The following is a 15,801-nucleotide window of genomic DNA, read 5'->3' as shown; positions in this document are numbered from 1 at the left end:
GGGTGCGGGACCCTCTCGCCGGGGAGACGAGATGAAGACAGCCCTCCTTTCGCCAACGCGGGCGGCGACCATCGCCACCGCCGTGCTGGTCGGTGCCCTGGCCGCACACCATGCGCGCGCCGCCGACAGCATCACCACCGACCGCCCCGACTTCGTCGAATCCAGCGAGGTCGTCGGCCGCGGCCGTGTGCAGATCGAGACCGGCCTCGGCTTCGAGCGCAACGAGGCCGACGGCCTGAAGACCCGCACGCGCAGCACGCCGACGCTGCTGCGGCTGGGCTTTCGCGACGACATGGAGTTCCGCGTCGAGACCGACGGCTTCCTGCGCACGGACACCGAGCGCGGCATGGCCGACACCTCGATCGGCATCAAGTGGCGCATGCAGGAGGGCGACGAGGCCCGCGGCACGCCCGGCATGGCCTGGCTGGCGAACGTCGACCTCGACACCGGCTCCACCGCGTTCCGCGGCCAGGGCCTGCGCCTGTCGCTGCGCTTCGTCGCCGAATGGGACCTGCCGGATGACATGTCGATCGGCGTGATGCCCGGCCTCGTCGCCGACAAGACCGAAGACGGCTCGCGCTTCACCGCCGGCATCCTCGCGGTGACGCTCAGCAAGGGCTGGTCGCCGGCCTGGCACACCTTCGTCGAGATCGCCGGCCAGCAACTGGCAAGCCGGGCGCATGGCGGCAACGTCGTCAGCTTCGACCTCGGGGCCAGCTGGCTGGTGAACGATTCGCTGCAGCTCGACATCGCCGCGTCGCGCGGGCTGACCCGCGACACGCCCGACCTGCAGTGGGGCGTCGGCGTCTCGTTCCGTTTCTGAGAAGCACGCCATCAATCAATGCGGTGCCGGGAACGAATGCCCGAAACCGGCCACTCAGGGCGGAAGCACCACTCTCGCCTTCAGCATGAACAGTGCGGCCCTGAACCGGCAAGGTCCTCTGCCCGTCATCCCATCCGGTTCCACCGCCTCGGAACCGAGGCCTCCCGGGATTCTTCGAACCAGGAACGCAGCTGGACGGACGGTCGACGCGCGACTCCTGATGCCGACGCTGAAGGCTCTCCAGGCCGGGTTCYCGCGCGCGGTCGAGGCCTGTCCACCCGGGCTCCGGTCGGATCTCCGTGCGTTGTGGCGCGCGACCCTTCCCCAGCTGCAGTCGGCACAGCAGCACGAGTTCGGTGAGCTGTTGCTGAACCTGGCCACCGACACGCGCGCACTGCTGCAAGACGCGCCGTGCGTGGACGGTGTTCTTGCGCTGTGGCTCGGCGAGCCACCACACCACGGAACCGTCGAGCCGATCGATACAGTGGCCGCGAAGCTGAAGAAGGACCAGATCGATGCATCTCTGAAGAAGGCTCGGGTCGATCTGGACATCGCGCTGAATGAGACAGTGACGATGCTCTTCGCCGACTACCGCCATCGCAGCAGATCGCTGCCCGCGGCATTCGATGCCCTCTGCGATGACGCCGATCCCCACGTCACGCGTTGCGTGCTGGAGCATTTCAGCGCAGAACTCCGGTCCGACCTCGAAGAGGCCACCTCACGGAACGACCTCGGAAGCTTCGAAGCCGCGCTGATGTTCGCGTCACTCCAGTTGAAGGCGCAGGCATGGGAAAGCCAATCCGGTCCGCTCCAGGCCTTGTCATGCCTTGTGACTGAGTCGATCCTGGCGCTGAACACGAGCGTGGCGAACACGATGACCGCGCACCTGGAAAAGCTCCGCAGCCACCTGGCGACCTTGCGGGAAGGTGTCCCGGCATCCACCAGCGTCTCGACCGGCCTGTCGGGTCGGGCGGCGTCAACGTGCCTGGCCGCACTGCAGCGTGCCATCGACGAGCACGACATCGACGCGTATCGGTCCGCTCTGAAGAAGCTGCGCCGCCATCCGCGCCGGGTCGTGGCGTTTTCCCGCGATGTCCGCTTCAGGGTGGTGGAGAAATACCTGAAGCCACGTCTGCGCCCGCAGGCATTGCGTGACGCAATGGCGCTCGCGGATCGCGCCAGCACCTGTGACCGTGCCGACGTCGCCAGGGTGTTGCGGCAGTCCTTGGACAAGACCTGCGCCGGCGTGCAGAGCGTTCGCGATCAAGAGGACACAGCGCAACGCCATGCGCTGCGGTCGCTGTGGAGCGAGATCTGGCCCGAGTTGCTCGACACGGTCCATCGCGAGGACGCGCGCGGCTACGCCCGCCTGCTCGACCGCTTGATCACCGGCATGGCTGCCACGATGCGGTGATGTCCGCAGGCCCCCTTGGCACCTCGTTTGCCAAGCCCTGCACCACGGTGGCAGGATGCGCGATTCCCGCTGCCCTCTCGAATGGAGCCGATCGCATGCCAGGCCGACCACAGGCTGTTTCCTTTCTGACACGGATCACGCGCTCGTTGCTGCTCACGCTGCTGTTCGCGTTGGGCGCCCTCACCGCCACCGTCACCGCGAGCGCCCAGCCCGCCGACGACCCCGACGCCACCCTCGAAGCGGCCCGCCTGCGCGTCGACTCGATCGAGAAGCGCCTGCAGGCCGACAGCCCCGATGCCGAGCTGGTCGCGATGCGCGACGCGCTGCTCGAGATCCAGCACAACGCCGAGCAGATCGCGCAAGCCCAGGCCCCCGAACTCGCGCGCGCCCAGGCGCGGCTGACCGAACTCGGCGCCGCCCCCGACGGCACCCGCGAAGACAGCGATGTCGCCACCCAGCGTGGCAGCCTGCAGAAGACCACCGAGGCCCTGACCGCGCGCATCAAGCTCGCGCGGCTGCTGTCGGTCGAGAGCCTGCAGCTCGCCGACCAGGCCGCGCGGCAGCGCCGCTCGCGCTTCCAGGCGCACCTGTTCGAGCGTACCGATGCGCTGCTCAGCACCTCGTTCTGGCACGACCTGCGCGACCTGCTCTCGCCCGGCGAAGCGACGCCTTCGCCGTGGCAGGACCAGCTCGCCGCGGCCTTCGCCCGCATGTCGGCCGCGGCGTGGCTGGCCTGGCTCGGCGTCGCGCTGATCGGCATCGCGTTGCGCATCGCGCTCGGCCGCGTCGTCGCGCGGCTGGTCGCCACCCACTCGCCGGCCGCGCGAGTGCGCCGCACGCTGTACGCCCTCGCGCAGACGCTGCTGTGGATGCTCGCCCCCGGGGCCGTCGCGTGGGGCCTGGTGCTCGGCCTGAACTGGCAGCGCCCGGTGCCCGAGCCGCTGCACGGCATGCTCGCGAGCTTCCTCGGCGCGGTGCTGTTCTCGGCCTACCTCGCCGGCCTCGGGCGCGCGCTGCTGTCGGCCGACCGGCCGGCGTGGCGGCTGCTGCCGATGCCCGATGCGCTGGCGACGGCCCTGCGCCGGCAGCCGGTGGTGATCGGCGCCGTCACGCTGGCCGGCTGGCTGATGCAGCGGCTTGCGGTGCTGGCGCAGGCCGATCTCGCGGCCGAGGTCGCGATCAACTGCGTTTATGCGCTGGTGCTGGCGCTGGTCGTCGGCCGCAGCCTGCGCACGGGCGAGCGGCTGCGGCGCGCAGCACTCGCCGCTGCGGCCATCGAGCCCCCGCCGGAACCCACATCGCCGCTCGACACCCTGCCCCGCCCGCTGTGGGTCTCGCTGATGCTGGGCGGCGTGTGGCTCGCGCTGGTGGCGAGCGTCGTCTGCATCGTGGTCGGCTACGTGGCGCTCGGCGGCTTCGTCGCGCGCCAGGTGGTCTGGGTGTTCGCGGTCTCGCTGACCGCCTACCTGCTGAACCTGCTGGTCGGCGATGTCTTCGACACCTGGGTGCGCTCGCCGCCGCTCACCGATCCGGACGCGGAGGAGCCCGATGGCGCGATCGAGGCGCACTCGGATGCCGCGGTATCACCCTCGCACCTGCGCAACCAGGTGGCCGTCATCGGCGCGGGCAGCCTGCAGCTCGCGGTGCTGCTGGTGGCGCTGGTGCTGATCCTTGCGCCGTTCGGCGAGGGGCCGGGCGACCTGTGGCAGCGCCTCGGCCAGCTCGACGTCGGCGTGGCCGTCGGCGAGCTGCAGGTGCGGCCGGTGGCGGTGCTGCGCGCGCTGCTGGTGTTCGGCCTCAGCCTGCTGGCGGTGCGCGCGCTCAAGCGCTGGCTGACACGCAGCTTCCTGCCGACCACGCGGCTCGACGCCGGCATGCGCAGCTCGACCACCACGCTGTTCGGCTTCGTCGGCACGGTGCTCGCGATCGCGTTCGGGCTGTCGGCCGTCGGGCTGGCGCTCGACAAGATCGCGTGGATCGCGAGCGCGCTGTCGGTGGGCATCGGCTTCGGCTTGCAGGCGGTGGTGTCGAACTTCGTCTCGGGGCTGATCCTGCTGGCCGAGCGGCCGGTGAAGGTGGGCGACTGGGTGACGCTCGGCGGCATCGAGGGCGACATCCGCCGCATCAACGTGCGCGCCACCGAGATCCAGATGGGCGACCGCTCGACGGTGATCGTGCCGAACTCGGAGTTCATCACGAAGACGGTGCGCAACGTCACGCTCGCGAGCCCGCTGGGGCTGGTGCAGATCAAGCTGCCGATGCCGCTGGACACCGACACCGAACGCGTGCGCGACCTGCTGCTGCAGGCTTTCGAGCAACACGACGACGTGCTGGAGACACCGGTGCCGAAGGTCTACCTCGACGGTTTCGACAACGGCAACCTGGTGTTCAACGCGACCGGCTACGTGGTGTCGCCGCGGCAGTCGTATGCGGTGAAGAGCGCGCTGCTGTTCACGGTGCTGGGCGGGCTGCGCGAGGCGGGGCTGCCGATGTCGAAACCGGCGGCGATGGTGCTGCGGGAGGCGCCGCAGGACCCGACCTGACGACGATGCGGGTCAGCCGGCGAAGGCCTGCTGCAGGTGCGCCAGCAGCGCCTTCAAGCGCGGCGGCTGGAAACCGTGCGGGTGGTACAGCGCGTTCAGCGGTGCCGGCTCGCTGAACTGCGCATCGAGCACGGTCAGCAGGCGCCCGGCCTGCAGGTCGGCCGCCACGTCCAGCAGCGACTTGTACGCGAAGCCCCGCCCCTGGATCGCCCAGCGGCGGATCACATCGCCGTCGTTGCTCTCGTGCGTGCGGGCCACGCGCACCGTGCGCGCGGCATCGCCCTGCCGCCAGCGCCAGTCCTGCATCGGCCCGGCATCGGTCACGAGCACCAGCGTCGGCAACGCGGCCAGTGCCTCCGGTGACGCCGGCAGGCCCACGCGCGCGACCAGCGCCGGCGCCGCGCACACCACGCGCCGGCTCGGTGCCAGCAGGCGCGCCACCATGCGGCTGTCACGCGGCTGGCCGTAGCGGATCGCGAGGTCGATGTCGTCGGCCAGCAGGTCGGCTGGCGTGTCGCCGAGGTTCAGCACCAGCTTCACCTGCGGGTGCTGCTGCTGGAACGTGTCGAGGTGCGCGAGCAGCGCATTGCGGCCGAGGTCCGACGGCGCCGACAGGCGCAGCGTGCCGCGCACCTCGCGGTGGCCGGCCTGCAGCACCTGCGCGGCCTCGGCCAGCGCGTCGAGCGCCTGCTGCCCGTAGTGGCGGTAGGCCTCGCCCTCTTCCGTCAGCCGCAGCCGGCGCGTCGTGCGCTCGAACAGCTTGACGCCGAGCGCGGCCTCGATGCGCTGGATGGTCGCGCTCGACGCTGCCGCCGACAGGCCGTGCTTGCGCCCGGCGGCAGAGAAGCTGCCGAGCGCAGCGGCATCGACGAACAGTCGCAGGTCGTTCAGGCGGTCCATGCCCGCCAGTGTCTCAGCGTCGACACGACGTCACAGCAGGCCGCCGCCATCGACGTCGATCACCGAGCCGGTCATGAAGCCGGTCGCCATCGCGAGCAGGTAGGCCTGCGCCAGTTCATCGGGCCGGCCGACGCGGCCGACCGGCAGCGTGCCGCCGACGCGTGYGAGCGTGGCCGCACGGGCCGCATCGCCGTCGGCGCCCCACAGCGGCGTGTCGATCGCGCCGGGGCTGACGACGTTGACGCGCCGCGGCGCCAGTTCCTTCGCGAGCTGCCTGCCGGCGGCGTCGACCGCGGCATTCAGGCTGCCCTTCAGCAGCCCGCCGGGGCTCGGCTTGCGCGCCAGCTGGCCCGAGGTCAGCGTGATCGAGGCCGTCGGCGCGAGCACCGGCAGCGCCGCCCGGATGGCACGCAGGCTGCCGAACAGCTTGACCTGGTAGGCGGTCAGCAGCTCGGCGTCGGTGAGCTRCTCGAGCCGCGGCGAGCCGACGCGTGCGCCGGGCGTCAACACCAGGTGGTCGATCGCGCCGGTGCGCTGGAAGGCCTGCACGACGCTCGCGTCGTCGGTGAGGTCGCAGGCGATCGGCGTGTGGCGGCCGAGCGCGGTGACGCGGGCGCCGGCCGCCTCGGCCGCCACGGCGACCGCCCGGCCGATGCCGGAGCTGCCGCCGACCACGACGACGTGCTGGCCGTCGAAGCGAAGGGAAGTGATGTTCATCGGGCGTCCTGCGGGTTCAGTTGGCGATCACGCCGAGCTGCTGCATCAGCGTCAGGTTGTCTTCGAGATGCCAGTTCTCGGCAATCCGGCCCGCCTCGACGCGGTAGAGATCGAAGGCCTGGAAATCGACCACCTGGCCGCTGCCCGGCCGGCCGGCGAAGCTGCCGGTGAAATGGCCGCGGAAGTGCAGGTGCACGCCGACGCGGTCGCCGCTGGCCACCAGGTCGTCGATCTCGGCGCGCAGGTCGGGCACGGCTGCGCGGAAGGCCTTCGATGCAGCCAGCGGGCCGTCCGGGCCCTGCGGGCGGCCGGCGGGCAAGGTGCGATCGATGAAGCCCGGCGACAGCGCGGCCTGTGCATGGAGGGCCTCTCCGGTGTCCCAGAAGGCGGCATAGCGGCGTGCGGCCAGCACGGCGTCTGCACTGCCGGGCGCGGCAGCGAGGTGGTGGGGTCGAGGCAGGTCGTCAGCGGCAGTCGCGACGCCGCACAGGGCGGTCAGTGCGGCGGCAGCGGCAAGGGTTTTCATGGTGGTTCGTCTGGAAGGCACACGCGATTCGTGCATGGAGCGCATTCTTCTGCCGGTGCACCGGCACCGGAAGTGGCCTCGCGGCAGAAGCACCTTCTTGCGGCGTTTGCAAATCCCCACCTGCAGCAACATCAGGCCTGCCAGGGCGCCTGCGCTTCGCCATCCACCCCATACCGCGTCGCCGCCTGCGCGAGCACCCCGCGCTCCAGCGCGCCCTCGCGCACCAGCGCCTGCAGCGCCGCCAGCACCACCTGGTGCCGGTCGACCTCGAAGAAGCGGCGCAGCTGCTGGCGCGTGTCGCTGCGGYCGAAGCCGTCGGTGCCGAGCGTCGCGTAGCGTGCCGGCACGTACTCGGCGATCAGCTGCGGCCAGGCCCGCACGTAGTCGGTCGCGGCGATCACCGGATCGTTGCCGGCCAGCAGCGCCGCCACGTGCGACACCGCCGGCATGCCACCGAGCCGCTCCCGCCGATCGGCCTCGCGCGCATCGCGAGCAAGTTCGCTGAAGCTCGTCACGCTGAACACCTCGCTCGCCACCTGCCAGTCGGCGGCCAGCAGCTCGGCCGCGGCCATCACCTCGCGCAGGATCGCGCCGCTGCCCAGCAGCCGCACACGGCTCGCCTTCTGTCCCTTCTTCTTTCCGACCGGGTGCTCCGCCAGCCGGTACATGCCGCGCAGCAGGTCGGCATGCGCCGCGTCGGGCAGCGACGGCTGCGCGTAGTTCTCGTTCATCAGCGTGAGGTAGTGGAACTCGTCGCGCTGTTCCTCCAGCATGCGGCGCGCCGCATGGTCCATGATCACCGCGACCTCGCCCGCGAAGGCAGGATCCCACGCACGGCAGTTCGGCACCGTCGAGGCCATCACCAGGCTGCTGCCGTCCTGGTGCTGCAGGCCCTCGCCGCCGAGCGTCGTGCGCCCCGCCGTCGCGCCGAACAGGAAACCGCGCACGCGCTGGTCGGCCGCGGCCCAGATCAGGTCGCCCACGCGCTGGAAGCCGAACATCGAGTAGTAGATGTACATCGGCAGCATCGGCAGCCCGTGCACGCTGTACGAGGTGCCGGCCGCGATCCATGACGCGAGCGCGCCGGCCTCGGTGATGCCTTCCTCCAGCAGCTGCCCGTCCTTCGCTTCGCGGTATGACAGCATCGAGCCCGCATCCTCCGGTTCGTACAGCTGCCCGTGCGGCGAATAGATGCCGATCTGCCGGAACAGGCTCGCCATGCCGAAGGTGCGCGCCTCATCGGCGACGATCGGCACGATGCGCGGCCCGAGCGCCTCGTCCTTCAGCAGCCCGGCGAACATGCGCACGGCAGCCATCGTCGTCGACATCTCCTTGCCGTCGGCCTGCAGCGCGAAACCGCCCCAGCCGGCCAGCGGCGGCACCGGCAGCACCGGCGCCTGCGGCTTGCGCGCCGGCAGCGCGCCGCCGAGCGCGCGGCGGCGCTCGTGCAGGTAGGCCATCTCGGGGCTGTCGTCGGCCGGCTTGTRGAAGCGCAGCGCGGCCACGTCGTCGTCGGACAAGGGCAGCGCGAAGCGGTCGCGGAAGGCCTTCAGCGCGCTCACGTCGAGCTTCTTCGCCTGGTGCGAGGTCATGCGCGATTCGCCGACGCCGCCCATGCCGAAGCCCTTCTTGGTCTTCGCGAGGATCACCGTCGGCCGGCCCTTGTGCGCCCGCGCCGCCGCGAAGGCCGCATGCAGCTTGCGGAAGTCGTGCCCGCCGCGCTTCAGCGCATCGATCTCGTCGACGCCCATGTGCGCCACCAGCGCCTGCACCTGCGGATCCTGGCGGAAGAAGTGCTCGACGTTGTAGGCGCCGTCGTTCGCGCCCAGCGTCTGGTACTGGCCGTCGACGGTGGCGGCCAGGCGCTGCAGCAGCACGTGCTGGGTGTCGCGCGCGAAGAGGGCATCCCAGTCGGAACCCCACAGCACCTTGATGACGTTCCAGCCGGCACCGGTGAACAGCGACTCGAGCTCCTGGATGATCTGGCCGTTGCCGCGCACCGGGCCGTCCAGCCGCTGCAGGTTGCAGTTGACGATGAAGGTCAGGTTGTCGAGCTGCTCGCGCGCGGCGAGCGTGAGCCCGGCGATCGATTCCGGCTCGTCCATCTCGCCGTCGCCGAACACGCCCCACACATGGCGCTGCGCGGTGTCGGCCAGGCCGCGGTGCGCCAGGTAGCGCATGAAGCGCGCCTGGTACACCGCGCTCAGCGGGCCCAGCCCCATCGAGCCGGTCGGGAACTGCCAGAACTCCGGCATCAGCCACGGGTGCGGGTACGAGCACAGGCCGTGGCCGCCGACCTCCTGGCGGTAGTTCGCGAGCTGCTCCTCGCTGAGCCGGCCCTCGAGGAAGGCACGCGAATACACGCCCGGCGCCGAATGCGGCTGGAAGTACACCAGGTCGGCGTCGCGGCCGCCCGGCGTGCGGCTGTCGTCGCCGCGGAAGAAGTGGTTGAAGCCCACTTCGAACAGCTCGGCCGCCGAGGCATAGCTCGCGATGTGGCCGCCCAGCTCGCCATAGGCCTGGTTCGCGCGCACCACCATCGCGAGCGCGTTCCAGCGTGTGATCGTGGTGAGCCGCTCCTCGATCGCGAGGTCGCCGGGATAGTGACCCTGCCGCTCGAGCGGGATGGTGTTGCGGTAGGCCGAATACGGCTGCACGTGCGGCACGATGCCCAGCTGCTGCGCCTGCTCCTCCAGCTGCTCCAGCAGGTACAGGCCGCGCTCGCTGCCGCCCTCGGCGACGGCGGCGCGCAGCGCGTCGAGCCACTCCTTCGTCTCCAGCGGATCGGTGTCGCTCGCGGCCTGGGCGAGCAGGTGGCGGGGGGTCTGGCCGTTCATGGGGGCATCCTGCAGCGGGGGAGCCGAGACTATAGAAGCAACACCCCGAAACCGTCTCCCGCGGGACATTGCATAGACTCGCCCACCCGGCCCGCCGTTTGCCCGTGGTGGAGTTGCCGTATGGAAGGACCTTGATGTTGCGTTTCCGCCCCGACCCGATGCCCACCGTGCCCGGCTTCGAGCCGGCGCCCGCGTGGCGCCAGCGCCTGAAGCGTCTTGCTTTGAGGTATGCGCTGTGGTCGGCGCTCGCGGCCGCCGTGGCGGCCGTCGCGCTCGGCATCTACGTCGCGGTGCTGCTGCGCATCACGCCCAGCGTCGACGACCTCAAGCTGATGCAGGCGCAGCAGCCGAGCGTGCTGCTGTCGGCCGACGGCCAGCAGATCGCCAGCTTCCGGCGCGCCCAGCAGGAGCGGCTGACGCTCGACAAGGTCTCACCCTTCGTCGTGAAGGCGCTGGTCGCCACCGAGGACAAGCGCTTCTACGATCACCACGGCATCGACTTCATCCGCTCGTTCGGCGCGGTGCTGCACAGCGCCACCGGCGACATGCAGGGCGGCTCCACCATCACGCAGCAGCTGGCGCGCAACCTGTTTCCCGACGAGGTCGGGCGCGCCCGCAACCTGCACCGCAAGGCCAAGGAGTGGGTCACGGCGATGCGCATCGAGCGCGTCTACGACAAGAAGCAGATCCTCGAGGCCTACCTGAACACCGCGCCGTTCCTGTACAACGCGGTCGGCATCGAGATGGCGGCGCGCACCTACTTCGACACCTCGGCGGCCGAGCTCGACGCGCTGCAGAGCGCGACGCTGGTCGGCATGCTGAAGGGCACGTACTACTACAACCCGGTGCAGCACCCCGAGCGCTCGCTCGCACGGCGCAACGTCGTGCTGTCGCAGATGGCGAAGGCGCAGGCGATCACCGACGAGCAGCTGCGCACGCTGAGCGCGCAGCCGCTGCAGCTGCACTGGAGCCGGCAGCCCGATTTCCCGGCCACCGCGCCGCACTTCGCGGCCTATGCGCGCAAGTGGCTGCTCGACTGGGCCGATGAGCACGACCACGACCTCTACGCCGACGGCCTGGCGATCGAGACCACGCTCGACAGCCGGCTGCAGGACGAGGCGGTGCGCGCGGTGCAGGCGCAAGCCGATGCGCTGCAGCAGGTGGCCAATGTCGAATGGAGCCGCCCGGCGCTGCCGGCGGTGTCGACCGCGCCCGAGGCTTATGCGAAGCTGCTCGGCAAGGCCGAGCCGTTCGGCTGGCTGTGGACCGGGCGGCGCGACCTCGTCACCGCGTTCCTGCGCGAGTCGCCGGAGTTCAGGCAGGCGGTCGACGCCGGTGCGGGCCCGGGCGAAGCGCTGGAGAAGCTGCGGGCCGACGCGCCGTTCATGGCGCGGCTGAAGGCGCAGAAGACGCGGCTGGAAGCCGGCTTCGTCGCGATGGACCCGCGCAACGGCGAGGTCCGCGCCTGGGTCGGCAGCCGCGATTTCGCGCTGGAGCAGTACGACCACGTCGCGCAGGCCGAGCGCCAGCCCGGCTCGACCTTCAAGCCCTTCGTCTACGGCGCGGCACTCGAGGCGGGGCTGACGCCCGACCGCACCTTCGTCGACGGGCCGGTCGAGGTGACGATGGGCGGCACCGTCTGGCGGCCGACCGACATGTCGGGCGCGACCGGCCAGCCGATGACGATCCGCGACGGTCTGGCGCTGTCGAAGAACACCATCACCGCGCAGGTCATGCAGGAAGTGGGCATCCCGCGCGTGGTGGCGCTCGCGAAATCGCTGGGCGTCGACCAGAGCCCGCTGGAGGCCGTGCCGTCGCTCGCGCTCGGCACCAGCCCGGTCACGCTGCTGGAGATGGTGAACGCCTATGCGTCGATCGCGCAGGTGGGCAGCGTGCACAAGCCGGTGTTCGTCAAGCGCATCAAGGACCGCACGGGGCGGGTGATCGCCGAGTTCGGCGAGGCCCCGCGCCGCGGCATGTCGCCCGAGGCCGCGACCGACCTGATCGACATGATGCGCGGCGTGATCGCGCGCGGCACCGGCACGCAGGTCCGCACCCGCTTCGGCGTGACCGGCGACCTGGCCGGCAAGACCGGCACCACGCAGAAGAACACCGACGGCTGGTTCATCCTGATGCACCCGGAACTGGTCGCGGGGGCGTGGGTCGGCTTCAACGATGCGCGCGTCACGCTGCGCAGCAGCTGGTGGGGCCAGGGCGGGCACAACGCGGTGCGGCTGGTCGGCGATTTCTTCCGCGATGCGCAGAAGAAGGGGCTGGTCGACCCGAAGGCGAGCTTCCCGCCGCCGCGCGTGCCGGTGCCGGCGTTCGACCCGGCGGCGTCGGCGCCCGAGGGCACGAACGAGGGCCCCGGCGAGGGCGGCAGCCTCGACCCGGCCCATTCCGCCGACCAGCCACCGAAGACCGCCGAGGAACTCGGGCAGGCGCTCAGCAACATGGGCCTGGACCCGAAGACCGGCGTGCCGCGCGCGCCCGGCGACCGGCCGCCGCGACCGCAGAATGAAGAGCCGATGCCGCCACCCGCGGCGCCGGCGGCTTCCGACAGCAGCCCATGAGGCTATCCATCACCTGACCAGGGAGAACCACTCGATGACGATTCCGATGACCTGGCTGCGCGGCGCGCAGCCTGTCCTGCTGGCCGTGCTGATCGCCGCGGCAGGAACGCTCCACGCGCAGACGGCGGCCGTACCCGAGCGGGCGGCCTCCGCCGTGCCGTCGACGCCGGCCGCGGCCTTGCGCAGCCTGCTCGATGCCGACCTGGCCGAGAACTTCCGCCGCGAGCCGATGTGGGCCAGCGTGCTGGGCGTCCCCGGCTACAACGCATTGCTGCCCGACCTGTCCGACGCCGAGCGGCAGCGCGAGCACGACTACGAGCGCGCGACGCTCGCGCGCGTGCAGGCGATCGACGCGGYGGGCCTGCACGGCCAGGACCGGGTGTCGCACCAGTTGCTGCTGGACAAGATGCGCATCGCCGTCGAGGCGCAGCAGTTCGGGCATGCGGACGAGCTGGCGCTGACCACGCTGTGGGGCATCCAGTCGATGATGCCGCTGGCCGCGCAGATGACGCCGATGCGCAGCGCGAACGACTACCGCGATTACACGTCGCGCGTGAAGGCGGTGCCGCGCTACGCCGAGCAGATTCAGCAGCGCCTCGTGCAGGGCCTGCAATCGGGCTGGGTGCAGCCGCAGGGCGTGGTCGATCGCACGATCGCCGGCATCGACGCGCACCTGGTGGYCGATGCCAACGACAGCGTGCTGCTGAAGCCGTTCGCCGCCTTCGTGCCGGCCGTGCCCGAGGACCAGCGCGACGCGTTGCTGCAGGCCGCGCGCGCCGCGGTGCGCGACGACTACCAGCCGGCGATGCGGCGGCTGCGCGAGTTCCTCGCGACGACCTACCGTCCGAAGGCGCCGGTCGACGTGGGCCTGTCGGCGTTGCCGGGCGGCGCCGCGTACTACGACTTCCTGATCCGCACCGGCATCGTGCAGGGGCTGGATGCCGGCAAGATCCACGCGCTCGGCCTGCGCGAGGTCGCTCGGCTGCGGCGCGAGATCGCCCAGGTGGCGCGGCAGACCGGCTTCAAGGGCAGCACGCAGGCCTTCATGCACTACGTGAGCCATGACAAGCGCTTCTTCTTCAAGTCGCAGGAGGAGTTGCTGGCGAGCTACCGCGCGATGTCGGCGCGCATCGATCCGCAGCTGCCGGCGCTGTTCCACACGGTGCCGCGCATGCCGTACCAGGTGCGCGGCATGTCGGCCTCGGAGGCGGTGAGCAGCACGGCGGCGAACTACACGCTGGGCTCGCTGGAGCTCGGCACGCCCGGCTACTTCACGGTGAATGCGCCCGGCTACGCCGGCGAACCGACCTGGGAGGTGGAGACGCTGTTCATGCACGAGGCGGTGCCGGGCCACCACCTGCAGGGCGCCCGGGCGGCCGAGGTCGAGGGCCTGCACGACTGGCGCCGCTATGCCGGCTGGAACGTGGCCTATGGCGAGGGCTGGGCGCTGTACGCCGAATCGCTGGGCTTCCAGCTCGGCATGTACCGCGATCCGTACCAGCACTACGGCCACCTGCAGGGGCAGCTGTTCCGTGCGGCGCGGCTGGTGGTCGACACCGGCATCCATGCCTACCGCTGGCCGCGCGCAAAGGCGGTCGACTACATGATCCGGCAGGCCGGGCTCGAACCGAAGAATGCCGCCAGCGAGGTCGACCGCTACTTCTCGAACCCGAGCCAGGCGCTGGGCTACCTGCTGGGCAAGCGCAAGCTGCTGGAGCTGCGCGATCGGTCGCAGCAGGCGCTGGGCGCGCGCTTCGACCTGCGCGACTTCCATGCGGTGGTCGTCGACAGCGGGACGATGCCGCTGGCAGTGCTGGAGCAGCGGATCGACGCATGGATCGCGCGTGGCGGCGGGCGGCCGGATGGCGATGGCTGAGCAAGCTGGGAGAATGCGCGGATGACGACTTCCCAGGACGCCCTGATCCAGATCGCCCGCCGCTACTCGCAGCTCGGCATGCAGGTGGCGAAGGCCTACCACCAGCGGCAGACCGAGCTGGAGCTCGACAAGGTGCTGATGCCCGATCGCCTGTCGACGCCGGCCGGCACCGCGGCGTCGATCGCGACGCTCGAGGAATTGCGCGAGCTGACCGCGACGCACCGGCAGGCGTACCAGAAGCTGATGGTGGCGTTCGCCGGCGAGATGGCGAAGGCGCTGGAGGACTTGCCCGAGGCCGTGCGCGATACCGAGCGCGACCGCATCGTCCCGATGCTGGAATGGCAGTTCAACGCGCAGCGCGAGTTCTACGAGAACCGCGAGCGCTGGATCGCCGCGGCGCAGCAGGTGTGCGAGCTGATCGACGAGCGTCGGGCCAAGCTCACCTTCACCGACGACGGCGTGCTGTTCGAGGCCGACGACGACCTCGACCGATTCCAGGCCCTGATGACCTCGCTCGACGAGATGCAGCAGCGCGAGGGCGAGCAGCTGGCGCAGCGCGTCGAGCGGATGAAGCGCTCGGCCGCTGCGCTCGGGATGAGCATCAGCGAGTAGAGGGTTGGCGAGCAGGTTGTGCGCGAATTGCAAGGCCTTTGCGTTGCGGCAGCGGCAGGAGGACTACGATGGGCCTCAACTTGTCGAGACCCTCATGAACCAATTCCTGCTTCAACCCGCTGCCACGATCACGGCCGCGCTGATCACCAACCCGGCGCCCGGCGTGTCGCGCACCCGCATCGAGGACATGGGCGCGCTGTTCACCGCGGTCTACAACGAACTGGCCAAGGCGGCCGCCGACGAAGCCGCACGGACCAAGGCCGTGCCGGCGGCGGCCTGAGGCCGAGGCCCGTTTCAGCGGGCTGTCAGCGGTTCTGCTGCGGCGGCCGGCCGAGGTGGCGGAACGTGATCCGCCCCTTGCTCAGGTCGTACGGCGACATCTCCAGCGACACGTTGTCGCCGGCCAGGATGCGGATGTGATGCTTGCGCATGCGTCCCGACGTGTAGGCCACCAGCTTGTGGCCGTTCTCCAGCGTCACGCGAAAACGCGAGTCCGGCAGGATTTCGTTGACGACGCCGCTCATTTCGATCAGTTCTTCCTTGGCCATGAGGACACTCCTTAGGGGTTGGATGGTGAAGGCACGGCCACGCTGCGGCCGGCGACCCAGGCGAGGCCCTGGTCGGTGGCATAGCGCAGTGCGGCGCGGGCGGTGTTGAAGAGCGGCGAGAAGCGCATGACCCGGTCATGGGTGGCGCTGCCTTGGCCGCTGCGGATGGAGACGGCGGCCTGATGGCGGCCGTCGCTGCGGGAATGGCTGAGTGGCGAGACGAGGTATCTGCCGATTTCGATCGAGGTCTTGATGCAGTTCTTTCTAGGGCGCGACCGGCCTGCAGGTGCTCCCGTGGAGGGCTGCTGCAGCGTCGATCGGTGATGGGGCGTCGATGTCGTCAGATGATGCAGCCCGCGGGACAGGCCGCCCGACACGCGCCAGGAGGAAGCACGGAGTCTACCACTCGGGCTCTTTCGACGCTGGCCGGGT

13 protein-coding genes are annotated in these 15,801 nt (G+C 70.6%); 7 read left to right on the top strand and 6 right to left on the bottom strand.

Going from position 1 to position 15,801, the window contains the following annotated elements; translation table 11 throughout:
* Window positions 1-31: 31 nt before the first annotated feature.
* From AC1D12_RS00175 to AC1D12_RS00165, 3 genes are all read left to right on the top strand, one after another.
* Window positions 32-823: a transporter gene (locus AC1D12_RS00175; protein ID WP_477838315.1), complete on the top strand. Its 792-nt coding sequence runs from the start codon at window positions 32-34 to the stop codon at window positions 821-823.
* A gap of 220 nt (window positions 824-1,043) precedes the next feature.
* Window positions 1,044-2,237, top strand: coding sequence for a hypothetical protein (locus AC1D12_RS00170; protein ID WP_477838313.1), 1,194 nt, complete (start codon window positions 1,044-1,046; stop codon window positions 2,235-2,237).
* Between the two features lie 95 nt (window positions 2,238-2,332).
* On the top strand, window positions 2,333-4,780 hold the full coding sequence (locus AC1D12_RS00165) for a DUF3772 domain-containing protein (protein ID WP_477838311.1): 2,448 nt from the start codon (window positions 2,333-2,335) through the stop codon (window positions 4,778-4,780).
* A 12-nt stretch (window positions 4,781-4,792) separates the two neighbouring features.
* On the opposite strand, the gene AC1D12_RS00160 is transcribed toward AC1D12_RS00165, so the two are convergent.
* The 4 genes from AC1D12_RS00160 to mdeB all read right to left on the bottom strand — a co-directional run bounded on the left by AC1D12_RS00160 (window position 4,793) and on the right by mdeB (window position 9,760).
* Entirely contained in the window at window positions 4,793-5,680 is an 888-nt protein-coding gene (locus AC1D12_RS00160; RefSeq protein WP_477824830.1) for a LysR family transcriptional regulator, read from the bottom strand.
* Between the two features lie 30 nt (window positions 5,681-5,710).
* On the bottom strand, window positions 5,711-6,397 hold the full coding sequence (locus tag AC1D12_RS00155) for an SDR family oxidoreductase (RefSeq protein ID WP_477838309.1): 687 nt from the start codon (window positions 6,395-6,397) through the stop codon (window positions 5,711-5,713).
* A gap of 16 nt (window positions 6,398-6,413) precedes the next feature.
* Window positions 6,414-6,923 (bottom strand): ester cyclase, encoded by a 510-nt coding sequence (locus tag AC1D12_RS00150; protein ID WP_477838307.1) that lies wholly within the window; start codon window positions 6,921-6,923, stop codon window positions 6,414-6,416.
* Window positions 6,924-7,054: 131 nt separating this feature from the next.
* Window positions 7,055-9,760 (bottom strand): alpha-ketoglutarate dehydrogenase, encoded by a 2,706-nt coding sequence (mdeB, locus tag AC1D12_RS00145; RefSeq protein ID WP_477838305.1) that lies wholly within the window; start codon window positions 9,758-9,760, stop codon window positions 7,055-7,057.
* 134 nt (window positions 9,761-9,894) lie between these two features.
* Here mdeB and AC1D12_RS00140 point away from each other — a divergent pair, with 134 nt between their 5' ends.
* From AC1D12_RS00140 to AC1D12_RS00125, 4 genes are all read left to right on the top strand, one after another.
* Entirely contained in the window at window positions 9,895-12,333 is a 2,439-nt protein-coding gene (locus AC1D12_RS00140; RefSeq protein WP_477838303.1) for a penicillin-binding protein 1A, read from the top strand.
* 34 nt (window positions 12,334-12,367) lie between these two features.
* A complete protein-coding gene (locus AC1D12_RS00135; protein WP_477838301.1) occupies window positions 12,368-14,209 on the top strand; it encodes a DUF885 domain-containing protein in 1,842 nt (613 codons plus the stop codon).
* Window positions 14,210-14,230: 21 nt separating this feature from the next.
* Window positions 14,231-14,821, top strand: coding sequence for a hypothetical protein (locus tag AC1D12_RS00130; RefSeq protein WP_477838299.1), 591 nt, complete (start codon window positions 14,231-14,233; stop codon window positions 14,819-14,821).
* Between the two features lie 94 nt (window positions 14,822-14,915).
* Entirely contained in the window at window positions 14,916-15,101 is a 186-nt protein-coding gene (locus AC1D12_RS00125; protein ID WP_047501669.1) for a hypothetical protein, read from the top strand.
* Window positions 15,102-15,126: 25 nt separating this feature from the next.
* On the opposite strand, the gene infA is transcribed toward AC1D12_RS00125, so the two are convergent.
* Window positions 15,127-15,369: a translation initiation factor IF-1 gene (gene infA / locus AC1D12_RS00120; RefSeq protein ID WP_047501667.1), complete on the bottom strand. Its 243-nt coding sequence runs from the start codon at window positions 15,367-15,369 to the stop codon at window positions 15,127-15,129.
* 11 nt (window positions 15,370-15,380) lie between these two features.
* Window positions 15,381-15,746 carry a hypothetical protein gene (locus AC1D12_RS00115; protein WP_465111493.1) on the bottom strand — a complete coding sequence of 122 codons (366 nt, stop codon included), beginning with the start codon at window positions 15,744-15,746 and terminating at the stop codon, window positions 15,381-15,383.
* Between the last annotated feature and the right edge of the window lie 55 nt (window positions 15,747-15,801).

The organism is Rhizobacter sp. P1_G5, from assembly GCF_056405435.1.
Note: the sequence above shows the minus strand (reverse complement) of the source record. Positions and strands in the feature narration are given on the sequence as shown.

Excerpts from the sequence above, each read along its gene's own strand:
- AC1D12_RS00130 (WP_477838299.1), top strand. The coding sequence starts at position 14,231 with ATGACGACTTCCCAGGACGCCCTGATCCAGATCGCCCGCCGCTACTCG.
- AC1D12_RS00160 (WP_477824830.1), bottom strand. The coding sequence starts at position 5,680 with ATGGACCGCCTGAACGACCTGCGACTGTTCGTCGATGCCGCTGCGCTC.
- AC1D12_RS00175 (WP_477838315.1), top strand. The coding sequence starts at position 32 with ATGAAGACAGCCCTCCTTTCGCCAACGCGGGCGGCGACCATCGCCACC.
- AC1D12_RS00150 (WP_477838307.1), bottom strand. The coding sequence starts at position 6,923 with ATGAAAACCCTTGCCGCTGCCGCCGCACTGACCGCCCTGTGCGGCGTC.
- AC1D12_RS00165 (WP_477838311.1), top strand. The coding sequence starts at position 2,333 with ATGCCAGGCCGACCACAGGCTGTTTCCTTTCTGACACGGATCACGCGC.
- infA (WP_047501667.1), bottom strand. The coding sequence starts at position 15,369 with ATGGCCAAGGAAGAACTGATCGAAATGAGCGGCGTCGTCAACGAAATC.
- AC1D12_RS00125 (WP_047501669.1), top strand. The coding sequence starts at position 14,916 with ATGAACCAATTCCTGCTTCAACCCGCTGCCACGATCACGGCCGCGCTG.
- AC1D12_RS00140 (WP_477838303.1), top strand. The coding sequence starts at position 9,895 with ATGTTGCGTTTCCGCCCCGACCCGATGCCCACCGTGCCCGGCTTCGAG.